Origin of the sequence: Planomonospora parontospora (genome assembly GCA_014647935.1) — a bacterium.
Classification (GTDB): domain Bacteria; phylum Actinomycetota; class Actinomycetes; order Streptosporangiales; family Streptosporangiaceae; genus Planomonospora; species Planomonospora parontospora.
In genome coordinates this window covers 76,551-97,583 of sequence record BMQD01000009.1, presented here as the reverse complement: position 1 = coordinate 97,583, position 21,033 = coordinate 76,551, and the positions used below count along the sequence as shown (strand labels likewise).

Sequence of the window (21,033 nt, the reverse complement as noted above, 5' to 3'; positions counted from 1 at the left end):
GGCAGGGGTCCGCGGGCGGGGATCAGTGGGTCGGGTCGATGACGCAGAAGCGGTTGCCCTCGGGGTCGGCGAGGACGACGAAGTCGGGGTCCTCGGGGTAGAGGTCCCAGTCGACCCGCTCGGCTCCCAGGGAGACCAGCCGCTCGACCTCGGCGGCCTGGTCGGCGGTGCCGCGGGCGTAGAGGTCGAGGTGCACGCGCGGGTGCTCCTGCACGGGCGTCGCGCTGACGTCGAGCGCCACCGCGACCCCGTGGCCGCCGCCGGCCGGGACGAGCACCGTCCAGTCGTCGCGCGCCTCGCCCTCGCGGGGCACGTAGCCCAGCGCCCGGGTCCAGAACTCCACCGCGCGCGGCATGTCGCCGACGCCCATCACGACCGTACGGATCTCCAGCATGCCGCCGATTCTGGCAGACCGCCCGGGGCCGTACGGCCCCGCAGGAGCCCTGCCCCGCCGGGCCCCGGCCGGTGTCAGCGGGCGTGCCAGGCGGCGAGGATCTCGGCCTCGCGGGCCGGGGTGACGGTGGTCTCCACGGAGAAGTCCGCCTCGGAGGCGCGGATCTCGCGTACCGACTGCCCGAAGGGGCGCGGGTCCAGTCCGGCGGCGCGGGCGGCGGACGGGTCGGCGGTGTTGATCGAGGTGTCCCCTCCCTCGCCCCAGAGCGGGAGCGAGCGGCCGTCCTGACCGGCGGCGTGCAGGAAGTCCGTGTCCACCCAGGTCAGCGTGGTGCCGGGCGGGGCGACCTCGGCCGCGATCCGCTCCAGCATGTCGCCGAAGGTGAACGGCGGGGGCGGGCTGACCGCGTGGAAGGTGCCGCCGTCCCCTCGCCCGGCCATGGCGACGGTCCAGGCGGCCATGTCGCGCCCGTCGATCACCTGGATGGGGGCCGACGGGTCGCCGGGGGCCAGGACCTCGCCGCCGCGGGCGAGGCGGTTGACCCAGTAGGTGAAGCGGCCGGTGTAGTCGTACGGGCCGATCACGTAGGTGGGGCGGACGACGAGCGTGCCGGGGCCGAACCGCTCGATCGCGGTCCGCTCGCACAGGACCTTCAGCGGGCCGTACGTCTCGCCCGTCACGGTGTCCGGGACCGGGCCGTCGCCGTCGAGCTCGGCGAGCGGGGAGTCCTCGGTGAAACCGGGCCGCTGACCGGGAGCGTAGACGGCGGTGGTGGAGACGAAGACGTACCGGCCGGTGGAGACGGAGCCGGCCAGCGCCTCGATCTGGGACGGCAGGTAGGCGCTGACGTCGATCGTCGCGTCCCACTCGCGGCCGTCCAGGACGGCGAGACCGGTGTCGCGGTCGGCGAGCAGGTGCTCAGCCTCGGGGAAGAGATCGGGGCCGGTCCGGCCGCGGTGCAGGAGGGAGACGTCGTGCCCGGCCGCCAGCGCGGCCTCGGTGATGTGCCGGCCGACGAACCGGGTGCCGCCGATGATCAGAATGCGCATGTAAGGCATCCTTCCCCACCCCGGGCGGACCTGGGGGCGCCGCCACGGGATCGGACGGGACCGCCCCTGACCGGGGTCTCTTCCGCGGGCGGGACGTCCCTGGCCGGGGTCCTTTCCGCGGGCGGGACCGCCCCTGGTCAGGGCCTCTTTCCCAGGGAAGGGCCGGGTCGCCTTTTCCCATCGGGCGGGGGAGCGGGTACGTTGAGGCAGTCGGTTGTCTATTTTCGGGGTGGTCCGTTTGACAATCCAGCCCAGGGCCAATCCGGACGGCCCGCCCCGCCTCTCCCTGCCCGATCCACCGGTCTCCCCCGTCCGGCAGTCCTCTCCACCGGGTCTCGTGATCAACCTGATCGAGCCCCTCTCCGGCCTCGAGGTGATCGGCGAGATCGACCGCACGACCAGGACGGCATGGCAGGAGGCGCTGGCCGCGGTGGCCTCCAAGGGTGAGGACGTCCACCTCTATCTGGCGGAGCTCGGATTCATCGACGTCCGGGGGACATGGTTGATCACCGATGTGGCGGGCACCCTTCCTGCCGGTAAACGGATGTTCCTGCATCACCCGCCCCGCATACTGAAAACCGTACTGACCCTGATCGGATCGGGCAGCCTTCCGGTCGTGGTGGAGAGCCCATGAACGTCACACCGTCCGCAACCGCCGAGCCCTTCGAGCATCCGGCGCTCTTCTACCGGGACGCCGACGAATACCTCGCGGGGACCGTGCCCTTCCTCCTGGAGGGACTGGCCGCGGGAGAGCCGGTCGCGGTGGCGGTGCCGGGCAGGAACCTGGAGCTGATCCGCGGGGCGCTGGGCGCGGCGGCGGCGGAGGTGCGGCTGATCGACATGGGCGAGGCCGGACGCAACCCCGGGCGCATCATCCCGGGAGTCCTGCGGGCCTTCACCGACCTGCACCCGGGCCGGCGCGTCCGCATCATCGGCGAGCCGATCTGGCCGGGCCGGTCGGCGACCGAATACCCGGCGTGCCTCCAGCACGAGGCGCTGATCAACCTCGCGTTCTCCGGCCGGGACGCCACCATCCTGTGTCCCTACGACCTCCACGGGCTGCCTCACGAGGTCATCGAGGACGCGCGGATGACCCACCCCGTCCTCGTGGACGGCTCCGTCGCGTCGGCGAGCGCCCACTACGCGCTGGAGCGCGTCCTGCGCGACTGCAACCGGCCGCTGCCCGCCCCGGAGGACGCCGCGGTGATGCGCTACGGCCAGGGCTTCGGCGACGACCCGCTGGGCCGGGTCCGCGCCTTCGCCACCGAGCACGCGGCCAGGATCGGCCTGAAGGGCGAGCGCCTGGAGGACCTGCGGCTGATCGCCAGTGAACTGGCGGCCAACAGCCTCGACTACGGCGGCGGTTCGGGGACCCTGCGCGTCTGGCGGGAGGGTGGCCGGGTGGTGTTCGACGTCAGCGACGGCGGCCACATCGCCGACCCGCTCGCCGGACGGCGCCCGACCCCGATCCACCAGCTCGGCTCGCGCGGGCTGCTCGTGACGAACCTCCTCAGCGACCTGGTCCGCATCCACACGGGCCAGGGCGGCACCACGATCCGCGTCTACTTCGACGTGGACGGGGCCGACCCCCTGGAGCACCTCAAGAGCATCGAGGACGCCGGGTTCGCCGGGAGCCCCGAGGACACGGGGAGCCCCGAGGACCTGGCGAACGCCTGACGGGCCCGCGGCGGTCGCGCCGCGGCTCAGGGGGCGTCGAGCCAGGTGTCCGTCGTGCGGGCCCCGCCGGTGTCGGTGCGGGGCAGGAGGGTGGCCCGCGTCTCCGTCACGGTGAAGCCGGTGACCACGTGGCGGTTGTGCAGCAGGAACCCCACCACCCCCGCGACGGCCTGCACGCTGTCGGGGGCGGACGTCCGGCCGGTCAGCAGGTAGACGAGCGGGGTGGAGGGCTGGTCGATGGCGAAGCTGCGGCCGTGCCGGTGGACGTCCTGCAGGGTCCTGATGGGGATCGGCCGGGGGGCGGTGAACCACGCGGCGACCTCCCAGGAGGGTGTCCCGGGGGCGGCCTCCGACGCCTCCTCGTAGCAGGTCACGCAACCGCGGCGGGCATCCTGCCCGTGGGGGCAGACCCAGGACGCCGCGTCGTTCGGCATGCTGCGCTCAGACATGTGCAGACCGTACCCCGTCGGGAGAGGACGGTCAGGCGCGGCCGGAGGCCTTCTGGCTGCGCCGGGAGAGCGAGTCGATCACCACCGCGGCCAGCAGCACCGCTCCGGTGACCATGAACTGGATCGAGTTGCTCACGCCCTGCAGCGCCATCCCGGAGGAGATCGACTGGATGACCAGCATGCCCAGCAGGGCCGAGTAGGCCGTTCCGCGCCCGCCGAACAGGCTGGTGCCGCCGATCACCGCCGCCGCGATGGCCATCATCAGCACGTTGCTCTGACCGGTCGCCTGGCTGGCCGAGGCGATGCGGGAGGCCGCGAAGACGCCGCCGACGGCCGCCATCGCACCGGAGATCATGAACACCGAGACGCGGATCGCGGCCACGTTGATCCCCGCGCGCCGGGCCGCCTCGATGTTGCCGCCGACGGCGAAGACCTTCCGCCCGTAGCGGGTACGGCGCTGCACGAAGTCGGCGGCGACCACCACCACGAGGAAGATCAGCAGGGCCAGCGGCAGCCCCTTGTACTGGTTGAGCACGTGGGCCACGCCGAACACGACGAACGCCAGGACCAGGGTGCGCAGGATGACGTCGGCCATCGTCCGGGAGGGGATGCCCGCGGCGCGGCGGCGGGCGTTGCCGAGGACCGAGGCGGCGAAGAACCCGGCCGTGACGAGGCCCGCCAGGCCGTACGCGGCGATGAGCTGGGTGAAGTAGGTGCTGGTGAGGCCGGCGACCAGGCCCTCGTAGGGCAGGTTGATCGTGCCGCTGGGCCCCAGCACCCAGAGCTGGAACCCGGTCCAGGCGAGCATCCCGGCGAGCGTGACCACGAACGACGGCACGCCGAGTTTGGCGAAGAACACGCCGTGGACGAGCCCGAGCAGCGCGGCGACCGCCACGGCCGCGGCGATCGCCGCCAGCGGGTGCCAGCCGTTGTTCACCTGCAGTACGGCCAGCACCGCCGCGCTCGCCCCGCTGACCGCGCCCGCCGACAGGTCGATCTCCCCCAGCAGCAGCACGAAGACGATGCCGACCGAGATGAGGCCGGTCGCCACGATGTCGATGCTGAGGTTGGACAGGTTCTGCGGGGACAGGAACTGGCTGTTCAGGCTCTGGAAGACGATCCAGATGACGGCCAGGCCGACGATGACGGGCAGCGAGCCGAGCTCGCCGCCCCTGACCCGGCGCTTGAACTCCTCGACGTATCCGGCCGCGCCCTTCTCCCGGACGAGCAGCCGGGGGTCGAACTGGGCCTCGGCGGCCGGTCCGGCCGGGCCCGCGGGCTCGTCCGCCCGGTGCTTTCCCCTGTCAGCCATCGGGAGCCTCCTCGGCCCGGCCGGTACGGGCCCGGCGGCGCATGACCACGTTGTCGGTCGCCCCGGTGATCGCAGCGATGATCTCCTCCTGGGTGGTCCGCCCGGTGTCGAAGAGACCGTTGTTGCGGCCCAGGCGCAGGACGGCGACGCGGTCGGCGACCGCCATCACGTCGACCATGTTGTGACTGATCAGGATCACCCCGAGTCCCTGGCCGCGGAGCCGTTCCACCAGGTCGAGGACCTGGGCGGTCTGCTCGACGCCGAGGGCCGCGGTCGGCTCGTCCAGGATCACGATCCTGGGCTCGCCCAGCAGCGACCGGGAGATCGCCACGGTCTGCCGCTGGCCTCCGGACAGGGACGCCACCGGGATGCGGACGCTGGGGATCCTGATGGAGAGCGTGTGCAGCAGGTCGCGGGAGCGCTTCTCCATCGCGACCTCGTCCAGCACGCCGAGGCGGCCCAGCTCCCGGCCGAGGAACAGGTTGCCGACCACGTCGAGGTTGTCGCAGAGGGCGAGGTCCTGGTAGACGGTCGCGATGCCGAGCGACTGCGCCGCGCCGGGGCTGGTGATCGTGACGGGCCGGCCCTCCCAGCGGATCTCGCCGCTGTCGGCCGGGCCCACGCCCGCGATCACCTTGATGATGGTGGACTTGCCCGCGCCGTTGTCGCCGACCAGGGCGACCACCTCGCCCGCGTGGACGTCGAGGTCGACGTCCGACAGGGCCTGCACCGCGCCGAAGCGCTTGGAGATCCCCTCGACGGCGAGGACCGGCTCCCCGCTCACGGCGGTCATGACAGCCCGGCGGCCTTGCACGCGGCCTGGACGTCGGCGGTGCAGATCTCCTCGACCGTCCAGAAGCCGTCCTTGACCACCGTGTCCTTGATGTTGTCCCTGGTGACCACGATCGGTGTGAGGATCAGGGCGGGGATCGGGGAGCCGCTCCCGTTGTCCACGGTCGTGGCGCCCTGCACGGCCTTGCCGGAGCCGAGGTCGTAGGCGAGCCGGGCGGCGTTCTCGGCCTCGGGCTTGATCGGCTTGTAGATGGTCATCGTCTGGGTGCCGAGCAGGATGCGCTGGATGCCGGCGAGTTCGGCGTCCTGGCCGGTCAGCGGGGTCCCCTTGGGCACCCCGGCGTTCTGCATGGCGCGCGCGATGCCGCCCGCCATGCCGTCGTTGGCGGAGTAGATCCCGATGACCTTGTCCGCGCCGAGCGCGGTGAACGCCCCGGCCGCCTGGGTGTTGGCCTGGTCGGGGCTCCAGTCCGGGGTGTCGTACTCCTTGCCGATGGTCACCTGTCCGTCGAGGACGGAGTGGGCGCCCTTCTTGAAGTCGCCCGCGTTCGGGTCGGTGGGCGAGCCGTTGACCATCACGATCGGGCCGCGCTTGGGGTCGCCGCCCTCCTTGAGGGCGTTGAGCAGCGCCTCGCCCTGCATCTTGCCGACCTGGACGTTGTCGAAGGAGGTGTAGGCGTCGATGGGGCCGCCGGCGAGCCGGTCGTAGGCGACCACCTTGACGCCCTGCTGCTTGGCCTTCGCCACCGAGGAGGCGATGGCCTTGGCGTCCACCGCGTCGAGGATGAGCACCTTGACGTTGTTGGTGAGCATCGAGTCGACCTGCTGCTGCTGCTGGTTGGGGTCCTGGTTGGCGTTGGCGTAGACGACCTCGCAGGCCGGGCAGAGCGTCGCCACCCCCTGCGTGATGTACGGGCGGTCGAACTTCTCGTAGCGCGCGGTCTTCGACTCCGGCAGCAGCAGGCCGATCTTGAAGCTCGACGCCCCGGTGCCGCCCGTGGCGCCGGGGGACGTGCCGGCCGGGGTCATGGTGCCGCCGCCGCCCGCCTCCTTCGCGCTCCCGCAGGCCGCCATCCCGAACGCCAGGACGAACGCGGCGCCGCCCACCGCCCATCGAACCGTCTTCACTGGATCCCCCGATCACGCACCGGAACCGATGCCGTCCGTACTCCGCTGGCCGTACCCGGGGGCGAAATCGGGATTCTCACTGGAAACCGACCTTGACGATGACTTGGAGAGGAAGCTGCACGTCAGTCGGGGTCTTGGGTGAATCAGGGAGTGCGAGGTGAATAAGAAGAATCAGTGGGGTGAGTGAGGTTTGAAATTGTTTCGGTGGGTTTGTGTATGGCGGAAGGGTACCTGGGCAGAGGCCGCGGCAACCGAGGATGCACGACCTTTGGAGGCATCGGTGAACGAGTACCCAACCAGGGCGGGGGAGCGCCCGGCAGAGGGCGGGGAGCTCCGCGAGACGGCCAGAGAGGCCGCGCAGCAGACCAGGTCGGCTGTCGGGGAGGTGGCCGGCACCGCCAAGGAGCAGACGAGAGCGGTGGCCGGAGAGGCCAGGGAGCAGGCCCGCCGCGTGGCGGACCAGCTGCGTGAGCGCGCGAACGAGCAGGCGCGGCAGCAGGGCAGGCGCGCCGCCCAGGGGATCCGGCAGTGGGCCGACGAGCTGGCCTCGGTCGGCGACGCGGTCAAGCCCGACTCCCCGGTCTCCGGAGTGGTGCAGCAGGTCGCCGACGGAGGACGGCGAGCGGCCGACTACCTGGACGAGCACGGCCTGGCCGGCGTGGTGCAGGAGGTCCAGAACTTCGCGCGCCGCCGTCCTGGAGCGTTCCTCGCCGGTGCGCTGGCCGCGGGATTCCTGGTCGGCCGGATCGCCAAGGCCGCGTCGGACACCGGAAGCCAGACGGGTACCGGAACCGGTACGGCGGGCGCGTGGAGCGGCGCGGACGACCGGGGCCCGGCCACAGCGGGCGGCACGGCGGACACCTGGGGCGCCACGGGCGGTACGGCGGGCACCTGGGGCGCCGCGGGCACCGGCGCGTCCGGCTCGCCGACGACCCCGATCCCGCCGGTCCCGCCCGCACCGGTCACGCCCCCCGTCCCGCCCGCGACCCCGGGCCGGACGGCCGGAACCGATCCGGCGTTCGGGGAGGAGCGCTTCCCCGGGACCCCCGTCACCCCTCCGCCGACGGGCTGGGACGGTGAGCCGCGATGAGCTCGCCCCTCGAACCCGAGCCGCCCACACTGGGGCAGCTGGTAGGTGAGATCGGGGAGGACCTGTCGAAGCTGTTCCGCCAGGAGGTGGAACTGGCCAAGGCCGAGATCCGCCAGGAGGCCGCCAAGGCCGGCAAGGCCGCGGGCCTGCTCGGCGGAGCCGGGTTCGCCGGCTACATGGTCGCGCTGCTGGTGACGCTGGCGGTCATGTTCGGCCTCGGCAACGTCATGGACCTGGGCTGGGCCGCGCTCATCGTCGCGGCCCTGTGGGCGGGGGCCGGCGCGGCCCTGTTCGTGACCGGCAAGGCCAGGTTGCGGCAGGTGTCACCCAAGCCCGAGCAGACGATCGAAACGCTCAAGGAGGATGCGCGATGGGCGCGGAACCTGACCAGATAAGGGCCGAGATCGCAGCCACCCGGGCGGAGCTGGCGGCGGACGTGGACCGGCTCGCGGACAAGACCAGCCCGGCGCGGATCGTGCAGCGCCGTACCGGCCGGATGCGCCGGCGGATGCAGGTGGTCCGGGAGCGGGTGATGGGCACCCCGGTGCACGCCGCCCACCAGGTGCGGCAGCAGGCCGGGCAGGCCGCTCACAGCGTCCGGGAGACGGCGGCGGGCGCCGCCGGGACCGTCCGGGACACGGCGGCCGACGCCGCCGGAACCGTTCGCGACACGGCGGCCGACGCCGCCGGGACCATCAAGGAGACCGCCGTGGAGGCCGCCGGAACCGTCAAGCAGGGTGCGCAGCAGGCCGCGGAGGCCGTCAAGGGGGCGCCGGAGCAGGCCATGCGGGGGGCCCAGGGCAACCCGCTGGCCGCCGGCCTGATCGCCTTCGGCGCGGGACTGCTCGCGGCCACCCTCATCCCGAAGACCGAGGCCGAGCAGCGGGCCGCCGAGCAGCTCCGCGACCAGGCCGGCGAGATGGTCGCGCCGGTCAAGGAGGCGGTGCTGGAGTCGGCCCAGCGCCTCGGCGAGGAGGCCAAGGAGGCCGCGCAGGAGGCCGGCCGCCAGGTCAAGGAGACGGCCGCCGAGGCGGCCAAGGCCACCGGCGACCACGCCCGGGAGCAGGCCCAGCAGGTGACCGGCCAGACCCGCTCCACGTTCGGCTCCTGATCTCGGGCCGGAACGCTCTCCGAGCGGCTTGAGCGGTTCGAGCGGCCCACTCGGGCGAGCGGCCCCGTCCCCGGTACGACTCCGGGGGCGGGGCCGCCGCCGTCAGGGGGTGGGGCCGGGCCACGGAGAAGGCGGGCCGTACGGGCTCAGGTCCCGGTCTCGGTCGCCGGCCGGGTTCAGGCCGCGGTCCCGGTGGCCGTTCCGGCCGGTTCCGGGCCCGGCCCGGCCGTCTCGACCCGGTTGCGTCCTCCGCGCTTGGCGGCGTAGAGCGCCCCGTCGGCGGCCTGCAGGAGGTCGTCGGGGCTCTGCCCGGGGGACAGCGCGGCGACGCCGGCGCTGAAGGTGACGCGCAGGGTGTGGCCGCCGCTGTGCACCGGGTCCGCCGCCACCTGTTCGAGCAGGGCCTCCACCCGGGAGCGGGCCTGCGCCTCGTCGGTGCCCGGGAAGACCACGACGAACTCCTCGCCGCCGTAGCGCGCCACGGTGTCGTCCCGGCGCACGCCGCCGGAGAGCAGCTGCGCGAAGCGGACCAGCACGTCGTCTCCGACGCGGTGGCCGTAGCGGTCGTTGACCTGCTTGAAGTGGTCGATGTCGAGCAGGGCGAGGCTGAGCCGCCCGCCGTTCCCGCCGTCCCTGCCGTTCCCGCCGTCCCCGTCGGCCGTTGCGGCCTCGCGGTGGAGCACGTCCATCAGGTGGCGGCGGTTGTGCAGGCCGGTCAGCGCGTCCCGGGCGGCCTGCTCGGCGAGGTCGGCACGGAGCAGCTCGATGGTGTGCAGCTGGTCGCGGAGCCGGGCGTTGGCCTGCTCCAGCTCGTCCTGCTGCCTGCGCAGCCGCGAGTTCGCCCGCTCCAGCTCGTGCCGCTGCCGGTTGAGCGCGGTGACGTCGCGGGCCACCATGGCCCAGCCCGCGCGCTCGCCCCGGCGGTCGTACAGCGGGGTGGTGCGCACGTTCAAATCCAGCCGCCGGCCCGTGCCGTCGGTGAAGACCAGGTCGCTCTCCCCGTCGTCCGCGGGGGTGAAGACCTCGCCGAGCAGTTCCCTGAGCGAGAGCCCGATGACCCTGTCCGGAGTGCCGGGCCTCAGCCGGTGGAGCACGTCCTCGGCGACGGAGTTGAGGTCGAGGATCCGGCTGGAGGCGTCGATGGTCACGACCGCGTCGCCGATCATGTCGAAGACGCGGTCGCGCGCCACCGGGACCAGCTCGGGCAGGGCGCGGTGGACGAGCAGCCAGTAGACGACGACCGCGGTGACGCAGAAGCCGACCGGGGTCAGGTCGGCGGTGCGCACGAGCGCGAGCAGGCCGACCACGTTGCCCAGGGTCGAGGGGGCGACGCTGAGCAGGAGGAGGCCGTACAGGGGGCGCTGGGCGCGCGGGCCCCGCGCCCACGCGCGGACCAGCCGCACCGCGCCGATGCCGAACAGCAGGTAGCTGTAGCCGGTGTGCGCCCAGAACAGGGGACCGAACTCGGGGATGCGCATCTCGGGCGAGACGGCCCAGTCCATCGAGAGGAAGAACAGGTGGTGCCGCGGGTTCGTCACGATCGCCGCGGTGACCAGCGCGGGCTCGATCGAGAGCAGCGGCAGGGCGCGGCGCGGGAGCCGCCAGCCGCGGTCCGCCACGGCCTTGGACAGGTACAGGAAACCCGCCATGGCGGCGCCGACGCCGACGTACTTGACCACCGCCAGCAGCAGGGCGGTGCCCGGGTCGCCGGTCAGCAGGATGAGCCCCTCCGCCGCGGACCACGCCGCGATCGCGGCCGAGACCAGGGAGAGCGTGCCGACCGCGGGCGCGGTGCGGCGCCGCCGCCAGCCAACGGCGGCCACGACGCCGGCCACGGCCGCCGCGAGCGCGAACAGCAGGAGAAGGAAAACCTGCCCCGCCATCCCGCGCCTCCCGCTCGTCCCGCCGATGTCCTTTCCCCCATCGGCACGGCCGCCGCGCGGTGTAGGGAAACACGGGGGTCCGCTGACGGCGCTTGTCGTAAAGTAAATACTTACTTACGATGGTCGCATGAGCGACGGACTGTTCGAGGACGACGACCTGGTCAGGGTGATCGGCCGCGAGGCCGTGCTGCTCGCCGCCGGAGGCGCGGCCTCGCTGCTGCAGACCGCCCATCCGAAGGTGGCCCAGGGCGTCCACGACCACAGCTACACCGCCGAGGACCCGCTCGGACGGCTCAGGGGCACCATGCAGTGGGTCTACGCCGTCTCCTGGGGCACCCGTGAGGAGGCCGAGCGGCTGAGCGCGGCCGTGACGCGGATGCACGACAGGGTGACCGGCCCCGGCTACCGGGCCGGTGATCCCGAGCTGCAGGTCTGGGTGGCCGCCACCCTCTTCGCCACGGCCGTGCACGTCTACGAGGCGGTCTTCCGGCGGCTGTCCGGCGACGAGCTCGCCGCCTACTACGAGCAGTCGAAGGTCTTCGCCACCATCCTCGGCTGCCCGCCGGACCTGATGCCGCGGACCTACGCCGACTTCCGCGTCTACTACGCGGACATGCTGGCGAACCTCAGGATCAGCGACGCCTCGCGGGCCGTCGCCGAGCAGGTCCTCCACCCCGACGTGCCGTGGCTCGCGCGCGCCGGCCTGCCGGTGATCAGGCTCGTCACCGCGGGGCTGATGCCCGCGCCGGTCCGCGAGCAGTACGGCTGGAGCTGGACCCCCGCCCGGAGGGCGCGCTTCCGCCTGCTCATGCGGCTCCTGGCCGTCGTCTATCCGAGGCTACCGCTGCGGGTCCGCACGCTGCCCCGGGACCGCTATCTGGGCAACCTGCGCAGACGGTCGGCCGGGCGGCGCCCCGCCATGTCATGACCTGAGGGGAAAGGCGCACCCCGCGGCGGACCCGGACCCGGCGCGATGGCCCCCGCTACTGGAATTCGGTGACCCATCGCATTACTGTGACTACTCTACGTGGTTACCTCTTCTTGACCAGCGAGGACATGTCATGTGGCGACGGTGCGCCATCTATGGGCCGCTGACGACCTGGGCCGTCGTCATGTGCATGCTCACCGGGTGTCAGTCCGCGCCCGCCGAGTCCGTCTCCGTCCTGGAGCCGACCGCCCTCCCTTCGGCCACTCCGCCGCCGGACCCGCGGGCGGCCGCGGAGGAGGCCGTGCTCGCCTCCTACCGCGGCATGTGGCGCGAGTTCGTCTCGGCGGCGGCGACGGCGGACTGGAAGGCCCGGGGCCTCGGCCGGCACGCGACCGGAGACGCGCTGAACATCCTGCGCCACGGCCTCTGGCTCGCCCGGCAGCGGGAGCAGGTGATCGGGGGTGAGCCGGTCCTGAGCCCGGAGGTCGCCTCGCTGAGACCCGGGGCCGGGCCCACCAGGGCCAAGGTCATCGACTGCGTGGACGACACCGGGTTCCTGGTCCGCACGCGGAGCGGAGAGCGGGTGAGCGGGGGCGCCCCCACCGGCAGGCACCGGACCACCGCGGGTCTCGTCCTGCGTGGAGGCTCCTGGTACGTCAGGAGCTTCGTGCTCAAGGAGGCCGGGACATGCTGAGACACGCCGCCGCGATCACCACCCTCTGCTGCACGGCCCTCACCGTGGTCTCCGGCTCCGGGACCGCAGTCCCCGCCGCCGAGGCGGCCGTCCGCACCGGGACCACCGGATCCGCCGGGACCACCGGCAGCAAGTGGATCATCAGGGCCGCCGGGAGCGGAGGAGCCGCCGGGGTCGCCGCTTCCGCCGCCCCCGCCGCCCCCGCCGCCGAGGGTGCGGTCGAGGCGACGGGGGGCGTGGCCGAGCTCATCGGGTGCGGCTCCGAAGGCGGGCCGGGGTGCGCCGCGCGGGCCAGGCGCTGGTGGAAGCGGCTGGCCGCGGCCGGGAGGCTCCCGGCGGGCGGCGGAGGCGGCGACCCGCGCGCTGACCGCTCCGAGGGCGCCGGCCGCTCCGGACTCCGGGGCCGGCCGGGCCTGCCGTACACCCCGGACCCCCGCGGTCCGCTGGACCCGCGGGACGGTTCCCGGAGCCCGCTGGACCACCCGCTGGACCTCCTGGACCCGCTGGACCCGCTGGATCCCCTGAAGCCCCTGAAACCGCGCCCGCAGGCAGGCGGGGGGCGGGCCGCCGGGACCCCCGTCCCCCCGGCTGCCGTGCTGGAGGCGGTGGACCGCCTCGTTCTGCCCGAGCCGGAGATCGGTTCCTCGCCGGGCCCCGAGGACCTGCAACTGGTCCGGCTGCCGATCTGGCTCACGATCTCGCGGGCGTCCTGGCGTCCCCGTACGGCCACCGGCACGGCGGGCGGGACCACCGCGACCGTCCTCGCCCGGCCGGCCCGGGTGAACTGGGACATGGGCGACGGCACCACGGTGGTCTGCCGGGGTCCGGGCACGGCGTACCGCGAGGGCCGGGACGACCCGCGCCGCCCCTCGCCCACCTGCGGCCACACCTACCTCGACTCGAGCATGGACGCCCCGAACGGCGAATACCGGGTGACCGCCACCGTCGTCTGGGAGGTCACCTGGACGGCCGGCGGGCGGAGCGGTCCGCTCCCGTCCCTGACCACCACGGCGAGCGAGGAGTTCCGCGTCGCCGAGTCGCAGTCGGTCGTCACCGCATGACGACGGCGGTCGCCACAGCCTGAAGACCATCGCAATCTGCAGATCGTCACAGTCCGAAGAGGGGGAAGCAGTGGCCACGACGGCGGTCAGACCGGCGCGACCGACGACCGGTGCGCCGAGGAGGCGCCGGAGCGCGGGCAGGATGCTGCTCGGAGGCGTCCTCGTGGCGGCGTGCGCGCTCGCCTCGGCCGCGATCACCCTGCGGGCCGGGACCCCGGCGGGGGCGGTAGCCGTACGGTCCGACCTCCCGGCCGGGCACGTCCTCGACGCCGGCGACCTGCGCCCGGTGACCGGGGCCGTGGACGCCGGCCTCATCCCGGCGAGCCGTGCCGGGAGCCTGGTCGGCCGGAAGCTCACGGTCCCGGTGGTGGCCGGGGCCCTGCTCACCGAGAAGAACGTCGGCGAGAGCGCCGCCCACCCCCGGCCGGACCAGGCGCTGATCGGGGCGGCGGTGCGGCCCGGGCAGTACGCTCCGGGCCTGGCGCCCGGAGACCGGGTCGCCGTCACCGAGATCCCCGGCGACGCCGTCACCGCGGGCGCCGGCGGGACCCGCACGAGGCCGCAGTCCGTGGTCGCCGTGGTCACCGAGGTCCGCAGGCCCGACCAGCCGCAGAGCCCCGCCGTGGTCACGCTGCTGCTGCCGCGGAGCGACGCGGAGAAGATCGCCGCTCCGGTCGCGCAGGGCATGTTCACGCTGGTGCAGGTCTCGCAGGGGGCGCGGTGACCGTCATCGGCGTCGCCTCGATGAAGAACTCGCCGGGCGCGACCACCTTCGCCCTCGCCCTGGCGGCCACCTGGCCCGGAACGGACGTGGTCCTGGCCGAACTGGACGCCTCCGGCGGAGAGCTCGCCGGATACTTCCGGCTCGAACCCTCCCCGGGAACCGTCTCGCTGGCCGCCGAGACCCGCAGCGAGCGCGACGCGGAGGCGCTGCGGCGCCACACGCAGACCCTGCCCGGCGGCCTGCCGGTGATCGCCGGCCCCGCCCGGCCGGACCGGGCGCACGCCGCGCTCATGACGCTCAGCGCCACGCTGCCGGAGGTGTTCGGCAAACTCCCGGCGGGCGCGGCCGTGGTCGCCGACCTGGGGCGGCTGGCGGGCCCGGCCGCGGAGCTCGCCGTGAGCATGGACCGCGTCCTCGTCCTGGCGCGTCCCCGGCTGGCGGACCTGGCGCACCTGGAAGGGCTGGCGGAGGCCCTGCCCCACGCCGAGCTGGTCCTGGTCGGCCGGGGTTCCTACCCGCCCCGGGAGGTGACCGACGCGATCGGTGTGCGGATCCGCGCGCACATCGCCCATGACCCGGCCGCCCAGGCGTTCCTGGAGGGGCGGCGGCAGCGGACCCGCCTGGTCCGGGCCGCCCGCCGGATCTCCGGCGCGCTCGCCTCGGTCGCGCCGCTGGAAGGAGTGGCGTGACCGTTCAGGTGCTGCTGGCGGTGCTGGCCGGGGCGGGCGCCGGTGCGGGGCTCCTCCTGCTCGTCTCGGGACTGCGCCGGCAGGAGGCGGGTCAGGAGCACCAGGGGCATCGGGGTCCTCGGGGGGCCGGGAGGTACGGCCCGCGCGCCGACCGCCGGACACCGGTGCGGATCACCGCCGCGGTCCTCGCGGCCGGAGCCGTCGGCGCGCTCACCCACTGGCCCGTCGGCACGGTCCTGGCCGGGCTGGCCGGCTGGTTCCTGCCGGGGACGCTCGGCCCGGACCACGAGCACGCGCGGGCCGTGGAGCGGATCGAGGCCATCGCGGGCTGGGCGGAGATGCTCCGCGACGTCCTCGTCGCCCCGACGAGGCTGCAGCAGGTCGTCACCGCGACCGCGCCGATCGCGCCGGCGGCGATCCGGCCCCGGATCGTCTGGCTGGCCGCCCGCGTCGGCCGGGGCGAGCCGCTCCCCGCGGCGCTCCGGCAACTCGCCGACGAGCTCGCCGATCCGACCGGCGACCTGGTGTGCGCCGCGCTGATCCTGGCCGCCGGGCGGCGGGCCGACCGGCTCGGCCTCCTGCTCGGCGCGGTGGCCGAGGCCGCCCGGGCGCACGCCTCCGTGCGGCTGCGCGTCGCGTCCGCGCGTGCCAGGGCCAGGTCGTCGGCCCGGGCGGTCGTAGCCGCCACGGCGGTGGCGGCGGGCGGGCTGGTGCTGTTCAACCGCGAGTTCCTCGCCCCCTACGACACCTCGGCCGGGCAGCTCGTCCTGCTGGCGGCGGGGCTCGTCTCCGCGGTCTCGTTCCTCCTGCTCCACCGGCTCGGCCGCGTCCCCGAACCGCCGCGCCTGCCGCTCCGGCCGGACGGGGGCGATGCCTGATGGCGCTCGCACTGCTGCTCGGGGCGGGCACCGGTCTGGGGCTCGTCTCCCTCCTGTTCGGACTCTGGCCCGCCCGCCCCACGCTCGCCCAGGAGCTCCACCGGCTCCGCCACGGCACCCCGGTACGCCCCGCCGACCCCGGCGCGGGCCTCCTCGCGCGCCTCGGCCGCCCACTGGCCGGCCCGCTGGCCGCCTGGGGGCTGCCCGGCGTCGCGGCCCGCCGCGACCTGGCCGTCTGCGGGGGCGGCACGAACGGCCTGCTCGGGGAGAAGGCCGTCGTCGGGATCGCGGGCGCGCTGCTGGGCCCCGCCGCCTGCGCGGCCGCGGCGTTCACCGGCGCCCCCACGCCCTGGCAGGTCTCCGCCGGGACGTCCGCACTCCTGGGAACGGCGGGATTCCTCGCCCCCGACCGGGTGCTGCGCTCGCGTGCGGCCCGGCGGCGGGATGAGCTCCGCCACGCGCTTTCCGCCTTCCTGGACCTGGCCGTCATCGCCCTCGCGGAGGACCGCGACATCGACGGCGCGCTGACCGAGGCGGCGCGGGCCGGTGACGGGTGGGCGTTCGAACGGCTCGGTGCCGCGGTCCGGGCCGCGCTGACCTCCGGCCGTCCCCCCTGGGCCGCCCTCGGGCGGATGGGGGAGGAGTACGGCGTGCACGAACTGGCCGGCCTCGCCGTCGCGGGCGGGCTCGCCGGGGCCGATGCCACCCGGTTGCGCGCCTCGCTCACCGCCAGGGCGGCGGAGCTCCGATCTCGGCGGCTCGCCGAGACCGAGATCGCGGCCCGGACCGCGACGGAGCGCATGGACCTGCCCGTCACGGGGCTGCTCCTCGGCTTCCTGATCTTCACCGGCTACCCGGCCGTCGCCTCGGTCCTGGCCGGACTCTGAGCGGCTGGAGGAGCCCTGAACCACTGGAGGAACATCCGGAACGCCCAGGGAAACGGTGGAGACGGCCGAAGTGCCGGTCAGAGCGACGGGAGCGGTCAGGGAGACCGGGGGAAAGGCCGTAGGGACGGCTGCAGGGACGCCGCCCGTGCACGGTCCCCCCGGTTCGTACCGGACCGTGGGGCGGCGGCCGTCCAGGCGGCGGTGGTGTTCCCCGCCGCGCTGGCGCTCGTCCTGATCGTCGTGCAGTTCGGGGTGTGGCGGCACGCCGTACACGTCGCGGAGGCGACGGCGGCCGAAGCGCTGGCGTCCGCCCGGGTCCACGGGGCCGGGGCGGAGGCCGGCCGGGCGAAGGCGTCGCTGCTGCTGTCCCAGCTCGGGCGACCGGTGCTGCGCGACGCGCGGGCATCGGTGTCCCGTACGGCGGACAGCGCCCGCGCCGAGGTCAGCGGGGTCGCCCAGGCGGTCGTGCCGTTCCTGGATCTCCCGGTGCGGGTGGTCGTGCACGGCCCGGTGGAGAGACCGGGAGACATGGGAGACGGCCGGTGAGGCCCCTGCCCGGTGGGGCGGTCTGGAGTGGCAGGTCGCTGTTCGGTGGGGCGGTCTGGAGTGGCAGGTCGCTGTTCGGTGGGGCGGTCTGGAGTGGCAGGTCGCTGTTCGGTGGGGCGGTCCGAAGTCGCAGGTCGCTGCCGGGTAGGGCGGTCCGGAGTGGCGGGTCCCTGCCCGGTGGGGCGGTCCGGGGGGAGCGGGGGGTCGCGGCGGTGGGGCTGGTCCTGCTCGTTGCGCTGCTGCTCGTGCTGATCCTGGCCGCGGTCGCGGCGGGCGGCCTGGTCAGCGCGCGGCTGGAGGTCGACGGCGCCGCCCGCCAGGCGGCCCGGGCCGCGGCCGCCGCCCGCGACCCTGCCGGGGCCGTCTCGGCGGCGCGGGCCGCGGCCGAGGCGGTGCTCGCCTCCGGCCGGAGCGGCTGCGGCGGTCCGGCGGTCGCGGGCCCGGACGTGGGCGTCGGCCTCTTCCGGCCGGGCGGCGCCGTCACCGTGACCGTCACCTGCCGGGTACGGCTGGCGGACGTCGCGATGGCGCACCTTCCGGGCGGAGCGGACCTCACCTCGGCCTTCACCGCGCCGATCCCCTCCTGGAGGTCGCGGTGAACGGGTTCGCGGCGGGAGTCGTCGGAGCGCTGCTCCTGCTCGCCGGGATCGTCGTGGACGGGGGCCTGGTGCTCGCGGCCCGGGTGCGGGCGGTCAACGAGGCGTACGAGGCCGCGCGGTCGGGCGCCCGGCAGCTCGACTTCGGCGCCTACCGCCGCGACGGGGAGGTGCGGCTCGACCCGGGCCGAGCCCGGACCGCCGCGCTGGCCTACGCCTCGGCGGCCTCCGGCAGCGCCACGGTGGAGGTCTCCGGCGACACGGTGACGGTCGTCGTCCGGGTGGTCCAGCCGCCCCGGATCCTCGGTCTCGCCGGGGTGGGCGCCTTCGAGGTCTCCGGCCGCGCGTCGGTGACGGCACAGCGCCGGACGGCGGGGACGCCGCGATGAGAAGGGCCCCGGGGGCCGCCGCTCCTGCGGAGGCGGATACGGGTGCGGGCACGGGCACTGGGGCGTGTGCGGCGGGGCGGCCGGATGCGCGGGCCACCGGGTGGAAGGCCGTGCGGGCGGAGCTGCGGAGGGCGGGACGGCGGACAGGGCGGGTGCTCGGGCGCGCGGCGCGCCTTCTCGGGGTGATCGGGCTGCTCTCGGTGGTCGAGGCGGGCGTCCCGGTGCTGCTGGTCCGCCTGGACGGTCCGCCGGTCCCGCGGTTCCCGCGGGAGATCCCGTCCTGGGAGGAGGCCCGGCGGATGCTCACGGGCCCGCTCCCGGACGGCCTGCCGTACGGGATCCTGACCGGTGTGCTCTGGCTGCTGTGGGCGGCGTTCACGGTGGCGCTGCTCGCCGAGATCGCCGTCGCGGCCCGGGGAGTGGAGACTCACCTCCCGCTGCTCGGACCGCCGAGGGCCGTCGTGGAGCGGTTGATCGGCGCGCTCACCACCGCGGTCCCGCCGCCCGGCCCGCAGCCGACCGTCCGCCGGGAGCCCTCGACGATCGTGGTGGCCGCCGCCGGCGACTCGTGGCCCACGGCCCCGATGAGAAGGATCACCCTGGAGAAGGACGCGACCGATCCCGGACGTCTGCCACCGGCATCTGGCATCCGGATCCCGCAGGTCCCGGTTCCAGAGGCCTCGCGCTCTCCGCTCTCCGAGGTCTCGCGCTCTCCGTTCCCCGAGGTCGCGGCTTCTCCGTTCTCCGGGGTTCCGCCGGTGGTACGGCCCGCGGTCCCACCGGCCCCGGTCGCCGTGCCGGAGTCCGCGTCTCCCGGAGCGCTCGTCGTGGAGACCCCGTCGGGTGGAGTGGTCTCCCCGATGTTCGCCGCCGGCATCAGCACCGCCTACGCCACCGTCCGTTTCCACCGCCATCGCCGCCGGAGGATCTCCCCACAGGCCCCGGCCGGACCGGAGACCGGAGCCGGGGCGGGGACCGGGAGTGGAATCGGGGCGGGGACCGGGAGTGGAATCGGGGCGGGGACCGGGAGTGGAGCCGGGGCGGGCGCGGGCAGCGGTCCGGAGGAGGACCCGGAGCCCGCTCCCGTCGTCGGCGCGTTGCGCCGGGCCCATCTGCGGACCTACGCGGACAGGGGAGAGGATCTGCCGGGCGACGCCGATCTGGTACGGGAGTCGTTCTCCCTCGACGTGCCGGAACGGCTGCTCGTCGGCCACCGCCGCGATCGGAGCGGCGTCGAGGCCGGACTCGCCGGGCTGAGCCTGGGGCTCACGGGACCGGGGGCCGTCCGGTCCGCCCGCGCGATCGTCCTGGACCTGCTGCGGCAGGCCGGGCGGTTCCGCGCCGAGGTCGTCGTCCGTGCGGCGGACGCACGGGAACTGTTCGGCCCCGCCGGGAATGGGTGGGAGGCCCGGACGGGCGCCGTACCGGGGCTGACGGTCGTCGAGTCGGCCGACGCGGCGGTCGACCGGTTCACCGAGGCGCACTTCACCCGGCGCCGCATGCTGATCGAACGTGGTGCCGCGGACGTCGCGGAACTCCGGGAGCGCGATCCCGGTGAGGTGCTGCCCGCCGTCCTGCTCGTCGCGTCGGTGACCGAGGAGATCTTCGACTGGGACGTGGCCGCGCTGCTGGCCTCCTCCGCGCGGACCGGCACCGGGGCGCTGCTGCTGGGCGACTGGCCGCCGGGGACCACCTGCGAGGTCGGGGAGGACGGCCGGATCGGCGAGGCGAGCGGGCCGAAGGCCGAGGAACTGCTCGGCGCGCGGCTCTTCGGGCTCTCCGCCCGTGACGGGGGCGACTGCCTGCGCCTGCTCGCCGAGGCGGCTGCCGGGGATGGTGACGGCCGCGTCGGGAGCGGTCTCGACGAGGAGGGCGAGGAGGAGGGCGACGGGGACCGTGGCGGGGCGGACACGGGCGGTGTCCCCGGTTCTCCCGGTTCCACCGGTGGGCGCGGTGCCCGCGGCTCCGCCGGGGAACGGGCGGACGCGGACGGGCTGCCCGTCTGGGAGGGCCCGGAGCCCGTACGCCTCTCGATCCTCGGGCGGCCGGTCGTCCAGGCGAAGGGCCGCCCCGGGGCGGTGCCCGTGGGCGGTCCCCGGCTGCTCCTGCTCGTTCTGCTCGCCCTCCACCCGCAGGGACTGCGGACGGGGGAGATCCGTGCCGCCCTGTGGCCGGGCACGGAGGTGGACGCGTGCGTCCACGACGCCCTGCGGAGCCTGCGCGACGCGCTGCGGGCCGCGACCGATGGAGCGGACCGGGGCCGCCGGGACTCCCCGTTCATCACCGGGGACGGCGGGACCTACCGCATCGATCCGGCCATGGTCGCGGTGGACCTGTGGGACTTCGAGGCCGTGGTCGGGGAGGCGGGCACGGCCGCCGACGACAGGTCGCGGATCGACGCCCTGGACTGCGCCGCCCGGCTCTGCCGCGGGGCGCTGGCCGAAGGGCTCGCCCGCGAGTGGCTCGACGACCGGCGCAGCGGGCAGCGGCGGGTCCAGACCGACGTGCTCGTCCGGCTCGCCGAGCTCCGGGCACCCGCAGACCCGCAGGCCGCGCTCGACGTCCTGGAGCGGGCCGTCGCCCTGGACCCGGACCCGGAGGAGGCCTGGCGCCGCCTCATCCGCCTCCAGCTGGAGCTCGGCCACCGGGACCGGGCGGGTGAGGCGGCGACGCTCCTACGCAGGCGCCTGTGCGCGATGGGGGTACGGCCCACCCGCGAGACGGAGCGCCTGCTGTCCGAGCTGTGAGCGGCTGTG

At 74.8% G+C, this 21,033-nt stretch carries 23 protein-coding genes; 16 read left to right on the top strand and 7 right to left on the bottom strand.

The genetic code is table 11. The annotated features are described in order from the left end of the window. Positions 1-22 precede the first annotated feature (22 nt). Positions 23-394, bottom strand: coding sequence for a VOC family protein (locus IEZ07_RS15940; RefSeq protein WP_191895471.1), 372 nt, complete (start codon positions 392-394; stop codon positions 23-25). Positions 395-468: 74 nt separating this feature from the next. After that, on the bottom strand, positions 469-1,443 hold the full coding sequence (locus tag IEZ07_RS15935) for an NAD-dependent epimerase/dehydratase family protein (protein WP_191895470.1): 975 nt from the start codon (positions 1,441-1,443) through the stop codon (positions 469-471). A gap of 337 nt (positions 1,444-1,780) precedes the next feature. Here IEZ07_RS15935 and IEZ07_RS15930 point away from each other — a divergent pair, with 337 nt between their 5' ends. Further along, positions 1,781-2,077 (top strand): STAS domain-containing protein, encoded by a 297-nt coding sequence (locus tag IEZ07_RS15930; RefSeq protein ID WP_191895469.1) that lies wholly within the window; start codon positions 1,781-1,783, stop codon positions 2,075-2,077. Beyond that, on the top strand, positions 2,074-3,120 hold the full coding sequence (locus IEZ07_RS15925) for an anti-sigma factor RsbA family regulatory protein (protein WP_191895468.1): 1,047 nt from the start codon (positions 2,074-2,076) through the stop codon (positions 3,118-3,120). The genes IEZ07_RS15930 and IEZ07_RS15925 overlap by 4 nt, the downstream gene beginning before the upstream one ends. Positions 3,121-3,146: 26 nt before the next feature. On the opposite strand, the gene IEZ07_RS15920 is transcribed toward IEZ07_RS15925, so the two are convergent. The 4 genes from IEZ07_RS15920 to IEZ07_RS15905 are packed head-to-tail and all read right to left on the bottom strand — an operon-like array spanning position 3,147 to position 6,747. Next, positions 3,147-3,569, bottom strand: a complete 423-nt coding sequence (locus IEZ07_RS15920) for a hypothetical protein (protein ID WP_191895467.1) — start codon at positions 3,567-3,569, stop codon at positions 3,147-3,149. Between the two features lie 31 nt (positions 3,570-3,600). Next, positions 3,601-4,881 (bottom strand): sugar ABC transporter permease, encoded by a 1,281-nt coding sequence (locus IEZ07_RS15915; protein WP_068902235.1) that lies wholly within the window; start codon positions 4,879-4,881, stop codon positions 3,601-3,603. Further along, positions 4,874-5,665, bottom strand: a complete 792-nt coding sequence (locus IEZ07_RS15910) for an ATP-binding cassette domain-containing protein (protein ID WP_239320206.1) — start codon at positions 5,663-5,665, stop codon at positions 4,874-4,876. The genes IEZ07_RS15915 and IEZ07_RS15910 overlap by 8 nt, the downstream gene beginning before the upstream one ends. A gap of 5 nt (positions 5,666-5,670) precedes the next feature. Further along, positions 5,671-6,747, bottom strand: a complete 1,077-nt coding sequence (locus tag IEZ07_RS15905; RefSeq protein WP_191895594.1) for a sugar ABC transporter substrate-binding protein — start codon at positions 6,745-6,747, stop codon at positions 5,671-5,673. A gap of 334 nt (positions 6,748-7,081) precedes the next feature. Between IEZ07_RS15905 and IEZ07_RS15900 the strand changes: the two genes are divergently transcribed. From IEZ07_RS15900 to IEZ07_RS15890, 3 genes are read left to right on the top strand one after another with little or no spacing between them, the layout of a single operon-like run. Then, the gene (locus IEZ07_RS15900) at positions 7,082-7,891 is read left to right on the top strand and encodes an ATP synthase subunit B family protein (protein ID WP_191895465.1); all 810 of its coding nucleotides are present in this window, start codon (positions 7,082-7,084) and stop codon (positions 7,889-7,891) included. Next, on the top strand, positions 7,888-8,286 hold the full coding sequence (locus IEZ07_RS15895) for a phage holin family protein (protein ID WP_068902240.1): 399 nt from the start codon (positions 7,888-7,890) through the stop codon (positions 8,284-8,286). Before IEZ07_RS15900 ends, IEZ07_RS15895 begins: the two co-directional genes overlap by 4 nt. After that, entirely contained in the window at positions 8,262-9,002 is a 741-nt protein-coding gene (locus IEZ07_RS15890) for a DUF3618 domain-containing protein (protein ID WP_191895464.1), read from the top strand. The genes IEZ07_RS15895 and IEZ07_RS15890 overlap by 25 nt, the downstream gene beginning before the upstream one ends. Before the next feature lie 176 nt (positions 9,003-9,178). On the opposite strand, the gene IEZ07_RS15885 is transcribed toward IEZ07_RS15890, so the two are convergent. Next, entirely contained in the window at positions 9,179-10,885 is a 1,707-nt protein-coding gene (locus IEZ07_RS15885) for a histidine kinase N-terminal 7TM domain-containing diguanylate cyclase (RefSeq protein WP_191895463.1), read from the bottom strand. A 127-nt stretch (positions 10,886-11,012) separates the two neighbouring features. Between IEZ07_RS15885 and IEZ07_RS15880 the strand changes: the two genes are divergently transcribed. The 11 genes from IEZ07_RS15880 (at position 11,013) to IEZ07_RS15830 (ending at position 21,024) form a co-directional block, all read left to right on the top strand. Continuing rightward, positions 11,013-11,813, top strand: a complete 801-nt coding sequence (locus IEZ07_RS15880; RefSeq protein WP_191895462.1) for an oxygenase MpaB family protein — start codon at positions 11,013-11,015, stop codon at positions 11,811-11,813. Positions 11,814-11,946: 133 nt separating this feature from the next. Beyond that, the gene (locus IEZ07_RS15875; RefSeq protein ID WP_191895461.1) at positions 11,947-12,507 is read left to right on the top strand and encodes a hypothetical protein; all 561 of its coding nucleotides are present in this window, start codon (positions 11,947-11,949) and stop codon (positions 12,505-12,507) included. After that, on the top strand, positions 12,501-13,568 hold the full coding sequence (locus tag IEZ07_RS15870) for a hypothetical protein (RefSeq protein WP_191895460.1): 1,068 nt from the start codon (positions 12,501-12,503) through the stop codon (positions 13,566-13,568). Before IEZ07_RS15875 ends, IEZ07_RS15870 begins: the two co-directional genes overlap by 7 nt. Before the next feature lie 142 nt (positions 13,569-13,710). After that, positions 13,711-14,292, top strand: coding sequence for an SAF domain-containing protein (locus tag IEZ07_RS15865; RefSeq protein ID WP_191895459.1), 582 nt, complete (start codon positions 13,711-13,713; stop codon positions 14,290-14,292). After that, complete coding sequence (locus IEZ07_RS15860; protein ID WP_191895458.1) at positions 14,289-14,981, top strand: CpaE/TadZ family protein; 693 nt, start codon at positions 14,289-14,291, stop codon at positions 14,979-14,981. The genes IEZ07_RS15865 and IEZ07_RS15860 overlap by 4 nt, the downstream gene beginning before the upstream one ends. Further along, positions 14,978-15,859: a type II secretion system F family protein gene (locus tag IEZ07_RS15855; protein ID WP_191895457.1), complete on the top strand. Its 882-nt coding sequence runs from the start codon at positions 14,978-14,980 to the stop codon at positions 15,857-15,859. The genes IEZ07_RS15860 and IEZ07_RS15855 overlap by 4 nt, the downstream gene beginning before the upstream one ends. After that, complete coding sequence (locus IEZ07_RS15850) at positions 15,859-16,746, top strand: type II secretion system F family protein (protein WP_191895456.1); 888 nt, start codon at positions 15,859-15,861, stop codon at positions 16,744-16,746. Before IEZ07_RS15855 ends, IEZ07_RS15850 begins: the two co-directional genes overlap by 1 nt. Positions 16,747-16,761: 15 nt before the next feature. Further along, entirely contained in the window at positions 16,762-17,292 is a 531-nt protein-coding gene (locus IEZ07_RS15845) for a TadE/TadG family type IV pilus assembly protein (RefSeq protein WP_307729025.1), read from the top strand. Continuing rightward, positions 17,289-17,891 (top strand): hypothetical protein, encoded by a 603-nt coding sequence (locus IEZ07_RS15840; RefSeq protein ID WP_191895454.1) that lies wholly within the window; start codon positions 17,289-17,291, stop codon positions 17,889-17,891. Before IEZ07_RS15845 ends, IEZ07_RS15840 begins: the two co-directional genes overlap by 4 nt. Then, the gene (locus tag IEZ07_RS15835; protein ID WP_068902254.1) at positions 17,888-18,277 is read left to right on the top strand and encodes a hypothetical protein; all 390 of its coding nucleotides are present in this window, start codon (positions 17,888-17,890) and stop codon (positions 18,275-18,277) included. The genes IEZ07_RS15840 and IEZ07_RS15835 overlap by 4 nt, the downstream gene beginning before the upstream one ends. Positions 18,278-18,429: 152 nt before the next feature. Next, the gene (locus IEZ07_RS15830) at positions 18,430-21,024 is read left to right on the top strand and encodes an AfsR/SARP family transcriptional regulator (RefSeq protein ID WP_191895453.1); all 2,595 of its coding nucleotides are present in this window, start codon (positions 18,430-18,432) and stop codon (positions 21,022-21,024) included. The last annotated feature ends 9 nt before the right edge of the window (positions 21,025-21,033 follow it).